This window comes from Arthrobacter sp. efr-133-R2A-120, from assembly GCF_030209835.1.
Taxonomy (GTDB): domain Bacteria; phylum Actinomycetota; class Actinomycetes; order Actinomycetales; family Micrococcaceae; genus Arthrobacter.
The window spans coordinates 1-18,161 of the sequence record NZ_JARVRF010000044.1 but is presented as its reverse complement, the minus strand read 5'-3'; the positions used below and the strand labels follow the sequence as shown (position 1 = coordinate 18,161).

18 protein-coding genes and 3 pseudogenes are annotated in these 18,161 nt (G+C 63.7%); 15 read left to right on the top strand and 6 right to left on the bottom strand.

Going from position 1 to position 18,161, the window contains the following annotated elements; translation table 11 throughout:
- Positions 1-4 precede the first annotated feature (4 nt).
- The 6 genes from QRN52_RS18625 (at position 5) to QRN52_RS18600 (ending at position 7,331) form a co-directional block, all read left to right on the top strand.
- The gene (locus QRN52_RS18625; protein ID WP_284754894.1) at positions 5-814 is read left to right on the top strand and encodes a class I SAM-dependent methyltransferase; all 810 of its coding nucleotides are present in this window, start codon (positions 5-7) and stop codon (positions 812-814) included.
- Between the two features lie 110 nt (positions 815-924).
- Positions 925-3,633, top strand: coding sequence for a winged helix-turn-helix domain-containing protein (locus QRN52_RS18620; RefSeq protein WP_284754893.1), 2,709 nt, complete (start codon positions 925-927; stop codon positions 3,631-3,633).
- A gap of 90 nt (positions 3,634-3,723) precedes the next feature.
- Positions 3,724-4,767 carry a DUF4386 domain-containing protein gene (locus tag QRN52_RS18615; RefSeq protein ID WP_284754892.1) on the top strand — a complete coding sequence of 348 codons (1,044 nt, stop codon included), beginning with the start codon at positions 3,724-3,726 and terminating at the stop codon, positions 4,765-4,767.
- A 145-nt stretch (positions 4,768-4,912) separates the two neighbouring features.
- Positions 4,913-5,236, top strand: a complete 324-nt coding sequence (locus QRN52_RS18610; RefSeq protein ID WP_284754890.1) for a hypothetical protein — start codon at positions 4,913-4,915, stop codon at positions 5,234-5,236.
- Positions 5,237-5,430: 194 nt separating this feature from the next.
- Positions 5,431-6,072 (top strand): hypothetical protein, encoded by a 642-nt coding sequence (locus QRN52_RS18605; RefSeq protein WP_284754889.1) that lies wholly within the window; start codon positions 5,431-5,433, stop codon positions 6,070-6,072.
- 320 nt (positions 6,073-6,392) lie between these two features.
- Positions 6,393-7,331 (top strand): 5'-3' exonuclease, encoded by a 939-nt coding sequence (locus QRN52_RS18600; RefSeq protein WP_284754888.1) that lies wholly within the window; start codon positions 6,393-6,395, stop codon positions 7,329-7,331.
- Between the two features lie 120 nt (positions 7,332-7,451).
- On the opposite strand, the gene QRN52_RS18595 is transcribed toward QRN52_RS18600, so the two are convergent.
- Positions 7,452-8,333 (bottom strand): helix-turn-helix transcriptional regulator, encoded by an 882-nt coding sequence (locus QRN52_RS18595; protein ID WP_284754886.1) that lies wholly within the window; start codon positions 8,331-8,333, stop codon positions 7,452-7,454.
- Between the two features lie 102 nt (positions 8,334-8,435).
- On the opposite strand from QRN52_RS18595, the gene QRN52_RS18590 reads away from it, so the two are divergent.
- Complete coding sequence (locus QRN52_RS18590) at positions 8,436-9,887, top strand: MFS transporter (protein ID WP_284754885.1); 1,452 nt, start codon at positions 8,436-8,438, stop codon at positions 9,885-9,887.
- A gap of 81 nt (positions 9,888-9,968) precedes the next feature.
- Positions 9,969-10,850, top strand: coding sequence for an aldo/keto reductase (locus QRN52_RS18585; RefSeq protein ID WP_284754923.1), 882 nt, complete (start codon positions 9,969-9,971; stop codon positions 10,848-10,850).
- Between the two features lie 45 nt (positions 10,851-10,895).
- Here the strand turns inward: QRN52_RS18585 and QRN52_RS24020 are convergent.
- Positions 10,896-10,994: pseudogene (locus QRN52_RS24020) on the bottom strand (heme-binding protein); the annotation flags it as partial.
- Positions 10,995-11,326: 332 nt separating this feature from the next.
- Here QRN52_RS24020 and QRN52_RS18575 point away from each other — a divergent pair.
- The 5 genes from QRN52_RS18575 to QRN52_RS18555 all read left to right on the top strand — a co-directional run bounded on the left by QRN52_RS18575 (position 11,327) and on the right by QRN52_RS18555 (position 14,689).
- Complete coding sequence (locus tag QRN52_RS18575; protein ID WP_284754884.1) at positions 11,327-11,638, top strand: HAD family hydrolase; 312 nt, start codon at positions 11,327-11,329, stop codon at positions 11,636-11,638.
- A 298-nt stretch (positions 11,639-11,936) separates the two neighbouring features.
- Entirely contained in the window at positions 11,937-12,578 is a 642-nt protein-coding gene (locus QRN52_RS18570) for a VC0807 family protein (protein ID WP_284754883.1), read from the top strand.
- A 226-nt stretch (positions 12,579-12,804) separates the two neighbouring features.
- A complete protein-coding gene (locus QRN52_RS18565) occupies positions 12,805-13,254 on the top strand; it encodes a hypothetical protein (RefSeq protein ID WP_284754882.1) in 450 nt (149 codons plus the stop codon).
- Between the two features lie 79 nt (positions 13,255-13,333).
- The gene (locus tag QRN52_RS18560) at positions 13,334-14,254 is read left to right on the top strand and encodes a DUF5996 family protein (protein ID WP_284754881.1); all 921 of its coding nucleotides are present in this window, start codon (positions 13,334-13,336) and stop codon (positions 14,252-14,254) included.
- Between the two features lie 87 nt (positions 14,255-14,341).
- Positions 14,342-14,689 carry a UBP-type zinc finger domain-containing protein gene (locus QRN52_RS18555; RefSeq protein WP_284754879.1) on the top strand — a complete coding sequence of 116 codons (348 nt, stop codon included), beginning with the start codon at positions 14,342-14,344 and terminating at the stop codon, positions 14,687-14,689.
- Here the strand turns inward: QRN52_RS18555 and QRN52_RS23970 are convergent.
- Positions 14,629-14,790, bottom strand: a pseudogene (locus QRN52_RS23970) (hypothetical protein); the annotation flags it as partial. The gene QRN52_RS18555 and the pseudogene QRN52_RS23970 sit on opposite strands and share 61 nt — an antisense overlap.
- Positions 14,791-14,884: 94 nt before the next feature.
- Positions 14,885-15,205, bottom strand: coding sequence for a hypothetical protein (locus tag QRN52_RS18550; protein WP_284754878.1), 321 nt, complete (start codon positions 15,203-15,205; stop codon positions 14,885-14,887).
- A gap of 207 nt (positions 15,206-15,412) precedes the next feature.
- Between QRN52_RS18550 and QRN52_RS18545 the strand changes: the two genes are divergently transcribed.
- Positions 15,413-15,814 carry a hypothetical protein gene (locus QRN52_RS18545; protein WP_284754877.1) on the top strand — a complete coding sequence of 134 codons (402 nt, stop codon included), beginning with the start codon at positions 15,413-15,415 and terminating at the stop codon, positions 15,812-15,814.
- Between the two features lie 52 nt (positions 15,815-15,866).
- Here QRN52_RS18545 and QRN52_RS18540 read toward each other — a convergent pair whose 3' ends face one another.
- The gene (locus QRN52_RS18540; protein WP_284754876.1) at positions 15,867-17,114 is read right to left on the bottom strand and encodes an MFS transporter; all 1,248 of its coding nucleotides are present in this window, start codon (positions 17,112-17,114) and stop codon (positions 15,867-15,869) included.
- Between the two features lie 103 nt (positions 17,115-17,217).
- Here QRN52_RS18540 and QRN52_RS18535 point away from each other — a divergent pair, with 103 nt between their 5' ends.
- Positions 17,218-17,976 carry a DeoR/GlpR family DNA-binding transcription regulator gene (locus tag QRN52_RS18535; protein ID WP_284754874.1) on the top strand — a complete coding sequence of 253 codons (759 nt, stop codon included), beginning with the start codon at positions 17,218-17,220 and terminating at the stop codon, positions 17,974-17,976.
- Positions 17,977-18,048: 72 nt separating this feature from the next.
- Here QRN52_RS18535 and QRN52_RS18530 read toward each other — a convergent pair.
- Positions 18,049-18,161 (bottom strand): annotated as a pseudogene (locus tag QRN52_RS18530) (sugar phosphate isomerase/epimerase); the annotation flags it as partial.

Here is an 18,161-nt window from a genome sequence, read left to right as displayed (position 1 = left end):
GCGCATGTCGAAGCTTTGGGACCAGATGCTGCTTGTCCCCACAGTAGTGCGCCTCGCTTCCCGGGCACCGAGAAACCCCGACGCCGCGTGGGAAGGATACTGGCGCGGAATCCGCACTACTGGCCGTTCCGGAGACGTGCTTTGGGACTCCGACTCCCTGGCCGAGCGCGCGCAGTACTCCGATGCGATTGCAGCCCACTTTGATCCGGATCTCCCGGTAGTTGACGTCGGGTGCGGCAACGGAACCCACACCCGCTGGCTTGCCGGCCTATTTCCAAGGGTTCTCGGAATCGATGTATCCAAGGGGGCGATCGAGATGGCCAGCCGGGAAGCGGAAGGCGTCCATAATGCCGACTTCATGGTCCTGGATGCCGCGGGTGCAGGTGCCGGAGAGCTCCTATTGGAGCGGCTGGGGCCCGCCAATGTCTTTGTCCGCGGAGTCTTCCACGTCCTGAAACCGGGCAAGCAAGCTGCTATGGCCGCCAACCTGCGAACCGTCGTCGGGAACAGAGGCAGGGTGTTACTGGCCGAAACCAATTTCCGCGGAAATAGCCTTGGTTACCTGGCCGAGCTCGGCGCCACCAGGCAAGGAATGCCCCTGCAGCTGCAGCGCGCCTTGGAGAACCTTCCCCGGCCCGGGCATTTCGGTGCAAGGGAACGGCACAGCGTGTTTTCGGATTCGGACTGGAAGTTGATTGCGGACGGTCCGGTCAACATCGAAGTGGTGCCTATGAACGCCAGCGGTCTTCCGCAGTGGGTTCCGGGATATTACGCATTGCTATCGGGCGCGAAAGATTCGGGAACAGAGCAGTGATTTACCGCCGATAGGCGAGTTCCCCAAGATGTAAGCCCAACCTCCTCCGGCACTACACTGGGATCACCCGGGCCGAGGCAAAGTGCCCGGGCTGTCGAGGGAGGTCCGTGATGGCAGGCCCGTTGCTCGAGACCAAACTTCACGTCCCAGTGCCACGACGCGCGCTCGTGGCGCGCCCAAGGCTCAGCGACCGTCTGAACCAGGCCGACGAGCAAACGCTGATCCTCGTCTCAGCCCCCGTCGGCTTCGGGAAAACGACGGCGCTGACCGAGTGGTTGGCAGAAGCACCTTCTGACGGCCGATTGCTCGCCTGGCTCTCGCTCGACCAGCGGGACAACGATCCAACGCTGTTCTGGACCTACCTTATTGCCGCGCTGGACAAGGCATCGAACGCTCTCGGCGCCCAAGCACTCGCAACACTCCGATCCCCGCAATCGAGCACTGAAGCGTTCCTGACTATCCTGATCAACGGGTTGCAGGCCATCCCGAACAGACTTGTCTTGGTGCTAGATGACTACCATGTCATCGACAATCAGGACCTGCAGGAGGGGCTGGCCTTTCTCCTCGAGAACATGCCTGCGCATCTGCAACTGGTCATCGCAAGCCGTGCCGATCCAGCTTTGCCACTCGCGCGACTCAGGGCACGCGGCAGGCTCCTCGAGATCCGTGCCGCCGATCTCCGCTTCACACTGAAGGAAGCTGCTGCGTACTTCAACGGCGTGATGGGACTGGGTCTCACCGCGAAGGATATCGCCGCCCTCGAAGGTCGTGCCGAGGGCTGGATCGCCGCGCTCCAATTGGCCGCGCTCTCGATGCAGGGAAGGGACGACGTCGCCGGCTTCATCGCGGGCTTCGCAGGTGATGACCGCTATATCGTCGATTACCTCGTGGAAGAGGTACTTCAGCGCCAGAACGACGACGTCAGGAACTTCCTGCTGCAGACTTCCATCCTGAACCGGCTCAACGGCCCGCTCTGCGATGCCCTGACCGGCCAAAACAACGGAAAAGCAATGCTTGAGTCGCTCGATCGAGGGAACTTGTTCGTGGTTCCGCTCGACGATCGCCGCTGGTGGTACCGCTACCACCACCTCTTCGCCGACGTGCTGCGGGCGCGGCTCATGGACGAGCAGCCGGGCCGCATCAACGAAATGCATGAGCGCGCAAGCCTGTGGCACGAACAAAACGGCGACATTCCGGAAGCTATCCGCCACGCAACGGCCGGCAAGGACTTCGAGCGGGCCGCGGATTTGATCGAGCTCGCGATCCCTGCCATGCGCAAGGACCGCCAGGAAGCCACGCTGAGCCGCTGGCTCGAAGCGCTCCCCGGCGAACTAATACACGCGCGGCCCGGGCTGAGCGTTGCTTACGCGGGGGCGCTCCTCGCTAGCGGCGAGCTCACTGGCGTCGACGCCCGCCTCCTCGAGGCAGAGCAGTGGGTACGTACGACGGCGGAAGGCGGCGACGGCGGGAACCTCACCAGTTCGATCGCGATCTACCGTGCCGCGCAGGCGCTGGCAGTCGGTAATGCCGCCGGGGCCATGACGCACGCAACCACCGCGCTCGGCCTTGTCGGGAAAGACGATCATCTTGAGCGCGGAGCGGCTTCAGGGCTATTGGCGCTGGGCCACTGGACAAACGGCAAACTGGGCGTTGCGCACGGCCTGTGGACCGATTCTTATAACAGCCTTGAAAGGGCCGGTCACCACTCGGACATGCTCGGTTGCTCCATCGCCATGGCCGACATCCGGATTACCCAAGGCCGGCTCCGCGACGCAATGGCCATCTATGAGCGGGGTCTTGAGATCGCGGGCAGGCACCCCGAGCAAATGCTCCGGGGAACGGCCGACATGCACGTAGGAATGAGCAGGCTCCTTCTTGACCGCGGCGAACTTGAAGCCGCAAAGAAGCACGTGATGACCAGCCAGAAGCTCAGCGAGGACGCCGCGCTGCCCCAAAACCCGTATCGCTCGCGGGTCGCGATGGCCCGGATCCTCCAAGCGGAAGGGGACGTGGGCGGCGCGCTTGAGCAACTCGACGAGGCCGAGCGCCTCTACGTCGGCGACTTCTTTCCCGTGGTACATCCGGTCGCGGCCGTGCGGGCGCGGATGTGGATCTCGCAGGGAAGGACGTCCGACGCTCTCCACTGGGCGCGTGAGCGCGGCATCTCCACCGAAAATGAGCTCTCCTACCTGCACGAGTTCGAGCACATCACCTTGGCCAGGGCACTACTCGCCCAGCACAGGAAGGAGCTGTCGGAGGACTCCGTCGGACGCGCGATCGCCCTGCTAGTCCGTCTCCTTCGAGCCGCGGAAGGAGGCGGCAGGACGGGGACCGTCGTCGAACTTCTGGTTCTTATGGCGCTAGCACGCAAAAAAGAAGCGGACGACGGCGGGGCGCTGGCAGCGCTGCAACGCGCGGTAGCGCTCGCCGCACCAGAGGGATACGTTTCGGTGTTCGTCGATGAGGGTGAAGCGATGGCCAACTTGCTGGAATCGCTCGCGAGCCAAGGGAGCGCCCCGGACTACGTAGACAGGCTTTTGGAGTCGTTCGGGGCCGAAACGCGCAGCACCCGGGCACAGCAACGCTTACTGGAGCCCCTGAGTGAACGCGAGCTGCAAGTGCTTCGGCTTCTTTCCTCGGAGCTGGGCGGACCGGAGATCGCGCGCGAGTTGCTCGTCTCCCTCAACACCCTCCGGACGCATACCAAGAACATCTACGCCAAGCTCGGCGCGAATAACCGCCGCTCAGCCGTCCGGCGAGCCGAGGAACTGAATCTCTTGTCGCGAAAAGATCACCACATCAATCACCAGATGTGGTGATCCCCGCTCACCACATCTCCCTCTACCTTCAAAGCTAAAGGAAGTCATCCGCAAAGGCGGCTGAACTCCACTAAGGCAGAAGGAGGGGCGATGAACGCGAGATCGGTAGACCGGGACGACACTCCGGTCGAGTACGAAGTCCGCGTCAAAGGCCATCTTGATTCCCGCTGGGCCGCTTGGTTCGAAGGATTGAGCCTCACCAACGAACACGACGGAACCACCGTCATCCGCACCCGGACCGTAGACCAAGCCGCGCTCCACGGTCTGCTGCAAAAGCTCCGCGACTTGGCGCTACCGCTCTTGGCAATCACCCAAACCGGAACCACCAAACCCGGCCAGCCGGCGTCGAACACTAACCAGCCGGCGTCGAACACCCCCACTTTCATCCCCAAAGAGGACCAGACCATGAAAACCGCAACCCAAACCCCAACAACCGATCATGTCCGGATGGACCCGCTGCGGAAGACCGCGATGGTCGCAGGCATCTTGTACCTGATCACCTTCGTCAGCTCGATCCCGGCGCTGTTCCTGATTTCCCCCGTCCTAAACGATCCGCACTACATCACGGGCCCCGGTGCCGACTCGACCGTCATCTTCGGCTGCTTCCTCGATCTCGTCAACGCTGTTTCCGCCGTGGGTACCGCCGTCGCACTGTTTCCTGTCGTCAAACGGCAGAACGAGGGCATCGCGCTGGGCTTCGTCACCGCCCGGATGTTTGAAGCCGCGGTGATCGTGATCGGCGTCGTCAGCCTCCTGGCTGTGGTCACTTTGCGCCAGAACGGCGGCGCAGACCCTGCCTTGGTTCCCGTAGGACAGGCGCTCGTGGCGGTTCGCGACTGGACGTTCATTCTCGGGCCGAGCCTGGTTCCGGGCGTGAGCGGGCTGCTGCTCGGGTACCTGATGTACCGTTCGGGGCTCGTGCCGCGCGTCATTCCTTTGCTTGGACTGATCGGCGGCCCGCTGCTGCTTTCGTCGACGTTCTCAACGATGTTCGGCATCAATCAGGGGCTCTCGGTGTGGTCGGGACTTGCGACCTTGCCGATCTTCGTTTGGGAGTTGTCGCTTGGCGTGTGGATGGCGGTCAAAGGCTTCAAGCCCTCGCCCATCACCACCGGGCAAATGCGCACCGCCTGAGGAACCATCCCCCCGGCGCATGTCCCGCGGCCAGCCCGGCCGCGGGACATGTCGCGTTGACGGACAACTTCAAGTTTCCAACGGTCTCGGCCCTATCAAGCGCCTGAAGGGCAGGGGTAGTCTGGACGGAATCCAAATTCGGGATATGCCTACTGGGAAGGCGGTGTTTACGAACGTGAGCCTCAAGGATGAGTGGGATCGGCTCGATTCCGAGACCCGAACATGGCTTTTGGAGAATCCGGCATGCCTGGTTCTACCCTCTGCCATTTCGGCCAAGTTCAGCAGGGGCGCGCCGGAGGACATCGGGCGTGACCCGGACGGGCAGGTTGTCCTCTCCCGGGAAGACCACGATTTTGTCCGGGAGAAAGCAGAAGCCGCGGGAAAACCAATCCGGTTCCCCACGAGGGACTACCGATTCTTCGACACGGCACCGTTGCCTGTGATGCGGAGAGTACCGCCTGAAAAGTGACGCTTTCAGCGAACGCTTCGACCTGGCCGAGGCCGGAGCGTTCTGCGGGTGCGCTCGTTGATTGTTATCGACCTAAGCAGCTGTGAATGATACCGTCGTCGCTGGCTAGACATTTGGGAATACAGCACGCAATCGCGTGGGGATCTATATCCCCAGAATCAAGCGAACTCCGTAATTCGTCTCAGGGGGGACAAATGAAGAAGTCCATTGCAGCGCTTGCACTTGCAGGAACAATCGCACTGGCTGGCACCGCTCCGGCCGTGGCAGCCACCACCTACCCGGCGCCGGGCAATGAGTATGGAACCGTTTCCGACGGCACCATAGCTCGCGGCGAATCCATCACCTTTTCCGGCAGCGGCTACATCGCCGGCGAAACCATCAATATCACTTTCGAGCGGACCGGTGGCAAGAAGGCTTCGGACGGCGGGCGGCCCGCTCCGTCCAACTTCACCGTCATCGCTGACGCCACGGGCGCTTTCTCCACCGCCATTACCTTCACAGACGGTGGCAACTACACGATCGGCGCCGTTGGTGCCACGTCCGGCAACAGGCGCTGGGCAGCCGTGGTTGTGAATTCCGGGAACGGCGGAGGCAACAACGACGGCGGCGGCCACCACGGCGGCGGAAACGGCAAAGGTAATTCCGGTCTCGCGGCTGTTTCCAGCGTTACTGCCACTGGCACCGCAATCGGCGGGGCAAACACCCTTGCCGATTCCAACCTGGTCCTGTGGTCGCTGGTCGGTGCAGGGGCTCTGGCTGCCAGCGCAGCGTCCGCAGCGGTGGTTCGCCGCCACGTTAGGAATGCTGAAGCCAGGGCCCAGGGCCCAGGCAAGTAAGGATCCTTTCCGACCCTCGGGTTCTCCGCTCAGTTGGGCTTGCGGGACACTGTCAGGGGCGTTGGACACGGAGCGTGCCGCTACCCGGCTGGCGTTCGGCCGGGGGCGGCACGCAGACGTCCGTTGAGTACGTACAGCCACTCATAGCCAACGTGTGAGCGTTGCTGGAGTGTCTCATCCCGGGGTTCGATGACCATCTTGTACGCCCGCACGCCTCCAGGGGCCGCCTCGAGGCGTGATTGGATCTCCGCGCCCCGTAGCAGCGCTAAGTTCTGCTCTCGGTTCCGCTGGATCGGGGTTCATGGATGTAATGATCGGTTATGCCCCAACGCCTGATGCTCCTTGATACGGCCTCGTTGTACTTTCGTGCCTTCTTCGGCGTACCCGATTCGATCCGCAGCGCCGATGGCACGCCCGTGAACGCCGTTCGCGGCCTGCTCGACATGATCGCCCGGCTCGCCACCGACTATGAGGCGACGCATCTGGTGGCGTGCTGGGACGAGGACTGGCGTCCGCAGTGGCGGGTGGACCTGATCCCGACGTACAAGTCGCATCGGGTCGCGGAGGAGGTGCCGGGTGCTCCCGACGTCGAAGTGGTGCCGGACGCGCTGCAGCTGCAGGTTCCCATGATCCGCAGGATGCTCGGCCTCGCGGGCATCGCCGTCGTCGGGGCTGCCGCACACGAGGCCGACGACGTCATCGGCAGCTATGCCAGCCACGCCGACCTTCCCGTCGACGTCGTGACCGGTGACCGCGATCTCTTCCAAGTGGTCGACGACGCCCGCCAGGTGCGGGTCATCTACACGGCCAGAGGCATGAGGAACCTTGAGATCGTGACCGATGCCGTCGTCGTCGGTAAGTATCGTGTGCTGCCCGAGCAGTACGCCGACTTCGCGACGCTGCGCGGCGACGCCTCCGACGGGCTGCCGGGCGTCGCCGGGATCGGCGAGAAGACGGCGGCGTTGTTGCTCGCGGAGTACGGCACGCTCGACGGGTTGCTTGCGGCCGCGGCGGACCCGGGCAGCGGGCTGTCCGCGCCCGTGAGGTCGAAGCTCGCCGCCTCAGCCGACTACCTGGAGGTTGCTCCCGTTGTTGTGAAAGTCGTGCGCGACCTCGCACTTCCCACTCTCGAAGAGGCGCGAGCGTTGCTGCGCCCGGTCGTCGGAGATTCACGCGTTGAACTCGAGCGTCTGGCTACCGAGTGGAACCTCGGCGGCTCAGTGAAACGACTGCTAGACGCGCTCGACCTCCGTCCGTGAGGGGACTCAGCCCCACACCGGAACCAAAACTCCCTCGGGCTTTAGCCGCCCGGCCTGAGGGTTCCTGACGTGATCATGGCGAGGTCGCGCCGACGATCAGGACAATAGGTGGACGCTCGTTCATCGTTTCTCCTTGACCGCGGCCTCGGCGGTGTTCCGTTGCGTGGCCGCCCAGCTGGCGAGGACTTTCAGGGCGTCCTCGGAGGGTGTCCCGGGGTCCGCCGTGTAGACGTTGATGCGCAGTCCCGGGTCCGCGGGCAGTTCCAGCGCTTCAAAGCTCAAGTCCAGGTCGCCGACGATCGGGTGGTGCAGACGCTTGCGGCCGGCGCGGTGGTATTTCACGTCGTGACGCGCCCAGCGGGTACGGAACTCTTCGCTGCGGGTGGAGAGTTCACCGATCAGGTCCGTGAGGTCCTTGTCGTACGGGTTTTTTCCGGCTGTGGAGCGCAGGACTGCGACGATGTCGTCCGCTGCGCGTTCCCAGTCGGCGAAGAACTCCCGCGCTTTCGGGTTCAGGAAGGTGAAGCGTGCGCTGTTCGGGGGAGTGGGCCCTTCGGCCATCATGTCCAGATAGAGGGCACGGCCCAGTTCGTTGGCGGCGAGGACATCCCCGCGGTCGTTGCGGACCCAGGCCGGTGCGGCCGTGATCGCGTCGATGACGCGTTGCACGCTCGGCCGGACCGTCTGCGGGCTGTGCCGGCGCCGGACCCGGGGCGAAGCGGAGGCGGCACGGGCCAGGTCAAAAAGGTGGGCCGTTTCGGCGTCGTCGAGCTTCAAGGCACGGCCGAGGGCTTCGAGGACACTGTCCGAGGCGCCGGAGAGGTTTCCGCGCTCAAGGCGGATGTAGTAGTCGATGCTCATCCCTGCGAGCATCGCCACTTCCTCCCGGCGCAGCCCGGTAACCCGCCGGTTGCCGCCGTAGACCGGCAGCCCGGCCTCATCGGGGGTGATCCTTGCGCGGCGGGAGGTCAGGAACTTCCGCACGTCCTCGCTGTGTGTCATGGCATCCACGCTACGCGCGGTCGACGGGACGAGGGAGGCACTGGCGTTACCCGGAACGGCCGTGACTCCCGGCCCGCACGGAATCACGGTTGCATGGAAAGCATGAAACCTGCACCCGCAACAGCCTTCCATCCGGGAGCGATCCTGGCGATCATCCTCGCCAGCTACTTCATGATCCTCCTGGACAACTCAGTCATCTTCACCGCCCTGCCGAGCCTGCAGGCAGATCTGCGGCTGAGTACCGGTGAGCTCTCCTGGGTCCAGGATGCGTACACGCTGGTCTTCGGCGGCCTGCTGCTCCTCGGAGCCCGGGCAGGAGACTTGCTCGGCCGTCGGCGGGTGTTCGTGTTCGGGCTCGTGGTGTTCTCGATCGCCTCGCTGCTGATCGGACTCGCACCGCAGGGTTGGTGGGCCATCGCCGGCCGCGCCGTGCAGGGCATCGGGGCTGCGGTCGTCGCGCCCGCCTCGCTCTCCCTGCTCACCGCGAGCTTCCCGGAGGGCCGGGAGCGCACCCGGGCCGTGGCCCTGTACGGCGCGACCGCGGGGATCGGCGCCAGCCTGGGGCTGGTCATCGGCGGTGCCCTGGCCCACTGGATCTCCTGGCGGGCCGGGTTCTTCGTCAACGTGCCGATCGGCGCCGCGATGATCGCCCTCGCTCCCCGGTTCATCCCGGAATCAGGCCGGGCCCGCGGCCGCTTCGACGCATTCGGCGCGCTCAGCGCGACCCTCGGCGTCGGCGCGCTCGTGTTCGGCATCATCAACACCGCCGACGCCGGCTGGAACCCGCCGGTCACGCTCACCGCCGTCACCGCCGGCGTCGTGCTCCTGGTCGCGTTCGTGCTGATCGAACGCAGGGCGGCCCAGCCGATCATGCCGCTGCGCCTGTTCCGGAGCCGCCGCCGCACCGGCGCCTACGTCGCCCGCTTCCTGTACCTCGGAGCCATGATCGCGTTCTTCTTCTTCACCACCCAGTTCATGCAGGAAGTACTCGGCTTCGACCCCCTGCAGGCCGGACTCGGATTCCTGCCCATGACCGCGGTCAACTTCGCCGTCGCCATGAGCATCCCCCGGCTCATGGGCAAGATGCCGGGCTCGCTCCCGCTCCTCACCGGCATCCTGGTCACCCTCGCCGGAATGTTCTGGCTCAGCCGGGCCGGCACCGACTCCAGCTATCTGACCGGGGTGGCCCTGCCGATGATCCTCATTGGTGCCGGGCAGGGCCTCGCGTTCGCGCCCCTGACCTCCTTCGGCATCACGGGAGCCCCCGCGTCCGACGCCGGCGCCGCATCCGGGCTCGTGAACACCTTCCATCAGGTGGGCACCTGCCTCGGGCTCGGCATCGCGGTCGCCGCCGCAGCGACGGTCCCGGCCACGAGGCCCGCCGTCGCGCACCTGGCCGCCCAGGTCAGCGTCGCCCTCACGACCGGCAGCATTCTCCTGCTCGTGGCACTGGCCGTCGCGGCGGCCCTCATCCTGCCCGCGGACCTCGCGGCACGCCGCGCCAAGATACCCCGGGAGGCGGCGTCGGCGCCGCAGCTCGAAGCCGCCCGCTGAACCACCCGACCACCACTTCAAGGGGGTACTGACGTGCCCTCCCACAATCCCGCACATCTGCATACCGTGAAAGGCATGGACATGGAACTAACACTCAACAACGGCGTCACAATGCCCGCCCTGGGACTGGGCGTCTTTCAAAGCGCCCCGAAGCAAACGACGGCGGCCGTCGAGGCCGCGCTGGCCACCGGCTACCGGCACATCGACACCGCCGCAGCCTACGGCAACGAACGGGAAGTCGGTGAAGGCATCCGCGCCTCCGGCCTGGATCGTCCGGAGGTGTTCGTCGAGACCAAGGTCTGGGTCAGCGACTACGGTTACGAGCAGACCCTGCATGCCTGGGACAAAGCGACGGGCAAGCTCGGCGTCGACTACCTGGACCTATTCATCCTGCACCAGCCCGCACCCGACCGGTTCGAGAAAACCATCGCCGCATACAAGGCGCTGGAGACCCTGTTCGCCGATGGGCGAGTGCGGGCGATCGGCGTCAGCAACTTCATGCCGCACCACCTGAAGCAATTGCTCGACTCGACTGACGTCGTCCCGGCGGTGAACCAAATCGAACTTCACCCCTACTTCACCCAGCGGGAGGTCCAGGCCGCCGACGCCGGGCACGGCATCCTTACCCAGGCCTGGTCCCCGATCGGAGGGATCACCTTCTACCCCGGCTGGGGTGAGGAGCGCCGGAACGTCATGAAGGACCCTGCAATCGCCGCCATCGCACGGGTACATGACAAGAGTCCCGCACAGGTCATGCTCCGCTGGCACCTGCAACAGGGCCGCTCGGCCATCCCGAAGTCGACCAACCCGGCACGCATCGCCGAAAACTTCGACGTGTTCAACTTCGAGCTCGGAGCCGACGAACTCGCCGCCATCGACGCGCTCGACACCGGCGTGCGCAACGGACCGGACCCTGACGTAGCCCGCGAGGAACGCTTCGCCATGGTCATCCCCGAAGCGTAAGACAAAGAGAAGGAGGACCCACCCAGGCTTCGGTGCTTCGACCACGAGGTCGTGGTCGGCTTTTTGCGGGAGTCCGGAGACTGTTGCGGTGGCGACGTGCCCGGTGCCTTTGACGAATATCGGGAAGGCCCCGCCGTGGGAGGCATAGCGCGCTTCATCGAACCATCCGTTGTCTTCGAGCCTGCCTCGCGCCCGCGGAGGCGGTCAGGTCCGCCACGCGGGCCCGGGACGCCGGCGTCGAACATGTCGAGCTGTCCTCCAGGAGAACATCCGGCGCGGTCTCCAGCACCTCCCCGGCGTAGCCACACCCAGCGAAATACTGCGCGCGAATGCCCTCGGCCAGAGTCAGCGTCGTCGGGCTAAGCTCAGACTTTTCCTCCGACTCCGGGGCAGCGTCCCGAACCGCGCAGCCCCGGGACGACCATCACATCAGCGTCGCATTGCCCTAGGCCAGACATTCCAAGACGGACACCGCCATGACCTCTGACAACGAGCGCCGCCCGCAGGCGGTCCTGTGGGACATGGACGGCACGCTCGTCGACACGAAGCCGTACTGGCTAGCCGCCCAGACGGAGCTGGCGCAGGAACATGGAATCGTTTGGACCACGCTAGACGCCCGGGCCACAGTCGGGCAGGCTATGCCAGCGACAGCGCGGATACTGAGGGAAAGTGGGGTGGATCTCTCCATTTCGAAGATCATCGACGAGCTCATCGAACGCGTTGTGGCGAAACTGGAAGAAGGCATCCCGTGGCTTCCGGAGGCGGAACGAATCCTGGCCGGAAATTGAGGAGCATCCGGGGACGATTCAAGCCATTGCGGTGCTTGTTGACGCGGTTTCCTGCTCGCACCTACCATGGCGTTGCTGGCCTGTGAAGCTCGCTGTCACGGGCGGAGGGAAGCTGAAGATGGCAGCTCCGTGATCACCGATTTCGGTGCGGTCCCCGTTGCGTCGATTCCCCGTCACTGGTGCGGGGGATACCCCGCAACAGCGCTGCCGACTGCATGGTCGTCGGTCTTCTTGGGAAGAATGCTGGAGCCGGAGCGCTGTTGAAGAGCCGCATCCGGAAAAGGATGGAACACCCCTGATGAACGCTGAGCAGGCTTCGGGACGGGAACGTCCGGTGTTGATGATGCGCACGCTGGTCCGCGGCCTGGCGTGGGACGTTGGGTTACCGCTGGCTGCCTACTACGTCCTGCACCTTGCCGGTGCTACGGACTGGGTCGCGCTGCTGACGGCGACCGGGGCCGCCGGCTGCCGGCTGTTGTGGACCGCGTTGAAGCGACATTCCCTGAACCCGTTTGCGATGCTGATGGTCATCATCTTCGGACTCGGCCTGGGTCTGTCTTTCCTCACTGGTGACCCGCGGTTTCTCCTCCTCAAGGACTCGGCTATCACCGGTGGCATGGGTATTTCGTTCCTCGCTTTTGCCGCGCTGGGACATCCCTTGACATTGGACGCAGCCAAGACGTGGAGACCGGAGCGTGCCGGGGAGATGGACCGGGATTTCCACAGCAACCCGGCGGCGCACCGGTGGCACCTAAAGGTTTCCGCCGTTTGGGGTGCGGGACTGATTGCTGAAGCCAGCACGCGAGCCGTCCTGGTCTATCTGCTGCCTATTGATGTCATGGTGGGGATTTCTGCCGCCCTGGCAGTGATCGTTTTCGCCGCCCTCATCGCCTGGACTGTCTGGGACAGGAAAAGACGGCAAGCGGCGTGGTCTTCCTGACGGCGCGCCAGCTCTCGCGCTACCTGAGCGACCACGGAGTCTGGACGTGAGCTCCCGCCAAGTGTTCCTTCGGGTGCGAAACGGCGGCACTATGGAGGGAAGCCGAGCACAGCGTGGGGGAGCGGTGCTCCGCGCGATCGGCTGTCCGATGATGGAGGGAGAGGGTGGGATGGTTGCGCAGGGATCCCGCCGACGTCCGAGATTCCCGGGATGGGAAGTCGGGCCCGTGGCAGTCGGATTGGGCCTGGTGGCCCACCTGGTCTCGGGTGGCGTGTCTCCCGGGATTCCGGTGCTGATCGCGCTGACGGCTCTGCTGAGCATGTGTGCTTCGCTGCTTGCTCGGATCAACCTACCGAGTTGGCTATTGCTCGTTCTCTGCGGCCTGGCCCAGCAGGTTCTGCATCTGGCCTTCGACCGGCTCTCCGGGACCTTCTTGCTTGGCGCGCCTGCCCAACATCAGCATGCAGCGACGGGTTTGCAGCCTGGGCAGCTGACCGCGACCCCTTTGGTGGCGTCCGGGCACTCACCGGATTTGATGCTGGACACGCACGTTGCCGCAGCCTTGCTGACAGCGTTGCTCGTCGCCCGGGCGGACATATCGGTCACGCGAGCGTTGGCCCTGCTCCATCGCACGACTTCGGGAGATCCACACAAAGCCCATCCGGGCACTCCTTAGCCATCCCCTACCAACCACGAACCTTCATTCGTGCGCAGCCGACGAGTGGACATCCTCGATAGACCAGTTTGGAGGCCAGATGGCTCACCCTGGATGGCCCCGGCTTCGGGTCGATGATTGGACCGCGAGCCGGGAGACCGTGCACATGTGGACCCAGATCATCGGAAAAATCCGCATGGCGCACGCACCGATGCTGAACCACTGGTGGCAGGTGACGCTGTACGTCACTCCGCGCGGACTGACGACATCAATGATCCCGTACGGCCGCGGTGCGTACGACATCGAGTTCGACTTCCTTCAGCACAGGCTCCGCATACGCTCCAGCAACGGAACTTCAGCATTCGTCGTTCTCGGAGCCAAGTCGGTGGCCGAGTTCCATTCCGAGGTATTCGAGGCCTTGGGCCGGCTCGGTATCGAGGCGTCTATCCGCGGTATCCCGAACGAGGTGGACCCGGCCATACCATTCGCCGAGGACCATCAGCATGCCACCTACGACTCCGAGGCCATCGGGTTGTTCTGGCGGCAATTGGTCCAGTCGGACCGGGTCCTGAATGAATTCAGGTCCCGGTTCAGGGGCAAGGCAAGTCCCGTCCACTTCTTCTGGGGAGGCATGGACCTTGCCTACGCGCGCTTCTCCGGACGGGCGGCGCCGACCCACCCCGGAGGCGTCCCGAACTGCGCAGACTGGGTAATGGTGGAGGGCTACTCCCATGAGCTGAGCAGTTGCGGGTTTTGGCCCGGGGGAGGGGACGAAGGAGCCTTCTATGCCTATTCCTATCCCGAGCCCGACGGCTACGCCGAATATGTGAACGACACAGATGGCGTCGCCTACAACAATGACGGCAGGCTATACCTCCTCCCGCATGAGAACGTCCGTACGGCGTCGAACCCCGACAAGGCGCTGTTGCGGTTCCTGCAATCCACCTACGAGGCGGCCGCGGAGACGGGCCGCTGGGACCGAGCCGCGCTGGAGGTGGATCCGGCCCGCCGGCCGCGCTGACGACGAGGCCAGTGTTCATTCGGCGCGAAATAGCCGGGCGTAAAGTAGTTGGTGGTCCAGAGGCACTCCGATACGAGGGAAGCCACAATGAATGCAGAACTAGGAATCGACGTTTCGATTGCACCCAGCGGACCTGGTTGCGTTGAATGCGAGGCCAATGGAGGCTGGTGGCTGCACCTTCGGCGGTGCGCCCAGTGCGGGCACATCGGCTGCTGCGACAACTCGCCGGGGCAGCACGCCACGGCGCATGCGCAATCCAGCGGCCACCCGGTCATCCGCAGCTTCGAACCGGGCGAGGACTGGTTCTTCAGCTATCCCGACTCTGCATTTTTCGCCGGACCGGAACTTGAACCGCCGGCGCATCACCCGCTCGATCAAGGCGTTCCGGGCCCGGCCCTGCGCGTCCCGGCTGACTGGCAGCAGCGACTGCACTGACCGATCAGGATGATGCGGCGGATGCCGTGTTGCTTGAGCTGCAGGTCCAGGTCGGAATTGGCGAATCCGCTCGATCCCCAGTGCTCGTGGATGACGATTTCACCCGGCCGGGGCTGGAAGGCGTCGTGGAATGATCCGCCCCAGGTATCTTTGGCGAAGGGCTGGGCCTCCGACTACGTGCGGAGTATGGGGTTTCTAGGAAGCGTCGGTGATGTCGGCCAGAAACCAGTCCGGGGAGCTCAGATTCCGCTGCAGATGGAAAGTACGCAATGCGGAGTCGGAGTTGAGGCGGACCTGTAGCCGCCAGTACTCAACGGATGCGAGGCCTTCGCTGTCGGCGGCGGCCGAGTCGCTGCCATCCCGCCAGCTTCCGTGCCCGAACCAGTGCTCGGCGCCGGCCTCGGGATCCACGGCCCAGATGCTGCCGTCATATCGAACGGCCAACGGGATGCCGTCGGGGCTGAAGCGGACGGCGATCTCTTCTAGCGTGAGTGTGGCCTCGGCAGTGAGTGTCATTGATGTGTTCTTTCCCGGGTTGTACCGCGCCCCGTTGTCACGCGGGCTTCGCGAGGGCTGGCTCGGTTTTGTACGCACTCTTTTAATCGTTTGTGTCCACGGAAAAGGTACGCCCTCTGCAAAAGTCTTCGCTGCGAATCTCGCGGTTGCCTACGTTTGATTGGCCCCCGAATTGATTTCACAAACAGCGGCGCGATGCCTGCTGTCATGACTATAGTTTCCGGCTTAGGACTTTCGGTTACAGAAGCGATCGGACGTGGGCAGAAGAGCACTCCGAGAGGCAAGAACAGGGCAGATAATAGTGCTGAGCGAACCTTGGCAGGGCTCCACCTGGGAGGCGATGAAATGATTGCGGAAATCATTGTCCAAGTGGTGGCAGAGCTGATCCAGGGATGGTTCGATTGGCGGCCGACGGCTCGCCAGCGTGTCTTAAGGGCCCTGGATCTCTCAAGGAAGCCCGTCCTGTCGATGGAGCAGCGGGAATTCGGGCGGAAGTGGCTCACATACGGCTTGGGACATGTTGCGGACCTCGGGCTCGAATCTCAAGCAGGGGAGATTCAGAAGGCGCTGAAGCGTGTTGCATCCTTCCCCTGGGAAACCAGGGAGTAAGGCACTCGTTTCTGTCATGAAGCCCCTCAGTCCTGGGCTTTGCAGGCGCGATCTAGCTTCGCGCGTCCCTACTCGCGGCGAGTGCAAGCCCTGCCGGAGTTTCGTTGTCCGTGGTCACCGTCGAGGCCAGGAATGTTCCCACGACGCAGAAGAGCAACGGCAGCAAGAAGGCTAAGGTCAGGCCGAAGATGCCGCCCAGCCATCCAATGATCGCGGGGCCCGCTAGAAGCCCGATGTACCCGGAGCTCACAACGCGCGAGAGCGTCTTGCCCGCATCTGATCGGCCGATACTCCCGGCCGCAGTGTAAACCTGCGGAATGATCCCAGAGAGGCCCAAGCCGAAAAGCAGCCAACCGAAGAGGGACAAGGGATAGAAGGGAGACGCGACCACGACGAGCATTCCGGCTGCCGCAAGTAGAGATCCGAATCTCACGACTTTGACGGGTCCGACCGCATGTGAAACACGGTCCGCAAGGAGTCGGCCAAGGGTCATCGCGGCAGCGAAGGCCCCATACGCCAACGCAGCTGCCGCCTCCGGTTCGGCCAAATGCTCAACGGTTTGAAGTGCGCTCCAATCATTAGCTGCGCCTTCGGAGAGCAGCACCAAAAACGCGAGTAGTGCAAGGGCCAGCATTCTGCGCTTGGGTGCCGTTAGATGGTCTGGGGAGGCTGTCTCGCCCGATGTAGCGGGGTCTTCGTGTGAATCGAGCAATTCCTCAGAGGCTTTCGGAAGCATCGAGAATGCCGACCAAGCGGTACCAATCAGGCCCAGCAGGGCGGCGCCCAGTAGGATCCATGACACGTGTAGGTGGATCGCCTGGCCAGCAGCCCCTGTGACAGCACCCAAGGCTCCGCCGAGTGAGAAGAACGCGTGGAAGGCGGACATGATCGGCCGTCGATAGCCACGCTCGACCACCACCGCGTGCTGGTTCATCGCGACGTCTGTTAGGCCGTGACCGAGTCCAAAAATGAAGAGTGCGATGCCCAAGCTAAGAGCATCTGAAGCCATGCCGGGAAGGTTCACTGAGACCAGGAGAAGGCCAAGGCCCATCAGCGTCGGAGTTCTGCTGCCGAAGCGCTTGATGAGAAGCCCTGCGAATTGCATCGAGATGAGCGCACCGAGACCAAGCAAAAGGATCAGCCCGCCGAGAACAGCGTGGGAAGTTCCTGTTCGTTGCTGGATGTCGGGGATGTTTACTAGCCAAATCGCCGTGAGGAACCCGACGATGGCGAATGCTCCGAAAACACCTGATCGTGCCCGTAGCAGTTGCGGGGAAGTGTTGCTGAGAGATGCAGCCATTGGAAGTCCTTTAGATAGGGTCGGCGACTCGCGGTGTGGAGACCCAAGTTGCTAATAGACATTACTAGGTTTCGTTTGATCATGTTCGATGTATCATTTGATCATGAATGGAACCAAACGGCACGAGCGCATTTTGGAGCGACTGAACAGGGATGGGAAGGTCGACGTGGCCGGGCTGTCCGAGGAGTTTGGCATTTCTGAAGTGACCATTCGCCGCGACCTGGAACACCTTGCCCAGGCCGGTGTCTTACGGCGGACACGCGGCGGTGCGGTGAGCATGATGATGCTCGGAGAGGGACTTCCGTACGCCATGAGGGAAATAGAAGTCGCGGAAACCAAACAACTTCTGGCGGCAGCGGTTGCCAAGCTGGTCCGAAGCGGTGAGGCCGTGGCCCTCGATAGCGGCACGACCTGCGTTGAGATAGCCCGTGTCCTCGTCGGCACCAGGCTCACCGTGATGCCGTTTTCAGTCCAGGCGATCGGCGCCTTGTTCGGAAACTCCACGATAAATCTCATTACCCCCGGCGGGTCCGTTCGCCATGATGAGGGATCGATAGTGGGGCCCCTGGCGGAGGCATCACTCCGCTCTGTTCGGTTCGACACAGCCATCATTTCGCCGTGCGGGGCATCGCCGGAAGATGGTGTGATGGCGCACGATCTCCAGGACGCTGCCGTCAAGCGAGCCATCATTGATGCCTCCAGAAGGACGATTCTGGTTGCTGACAGCAGCAAGTTCTCCCGCTCGGCCATGGCCGCAGTTTGTCCGTTGGAGTCAATCGACATCTTGGTGACTGACGCGGCAGTGCCTGAGCAGGTGGTTGAACGACTGAGCGCCGGTGGGGTGCAAGTAGTTGTGGTTTGAATCATGAGTCTCCACGGCTCATTCAAGAAGACCGGCAATGCACACGGGCAGGCAGTCGCTCCTTGAACGTCCTTAGTCCTGGCTGAATGCGGCGTCGAAGCTGGTTTGGGAGGGCGGGAAGTCGTACTTCTTGAGGTTGGCGAGGGCTTCGGGGGCGCCGTGGAGGCGGTCCATGCCGGCGTCTT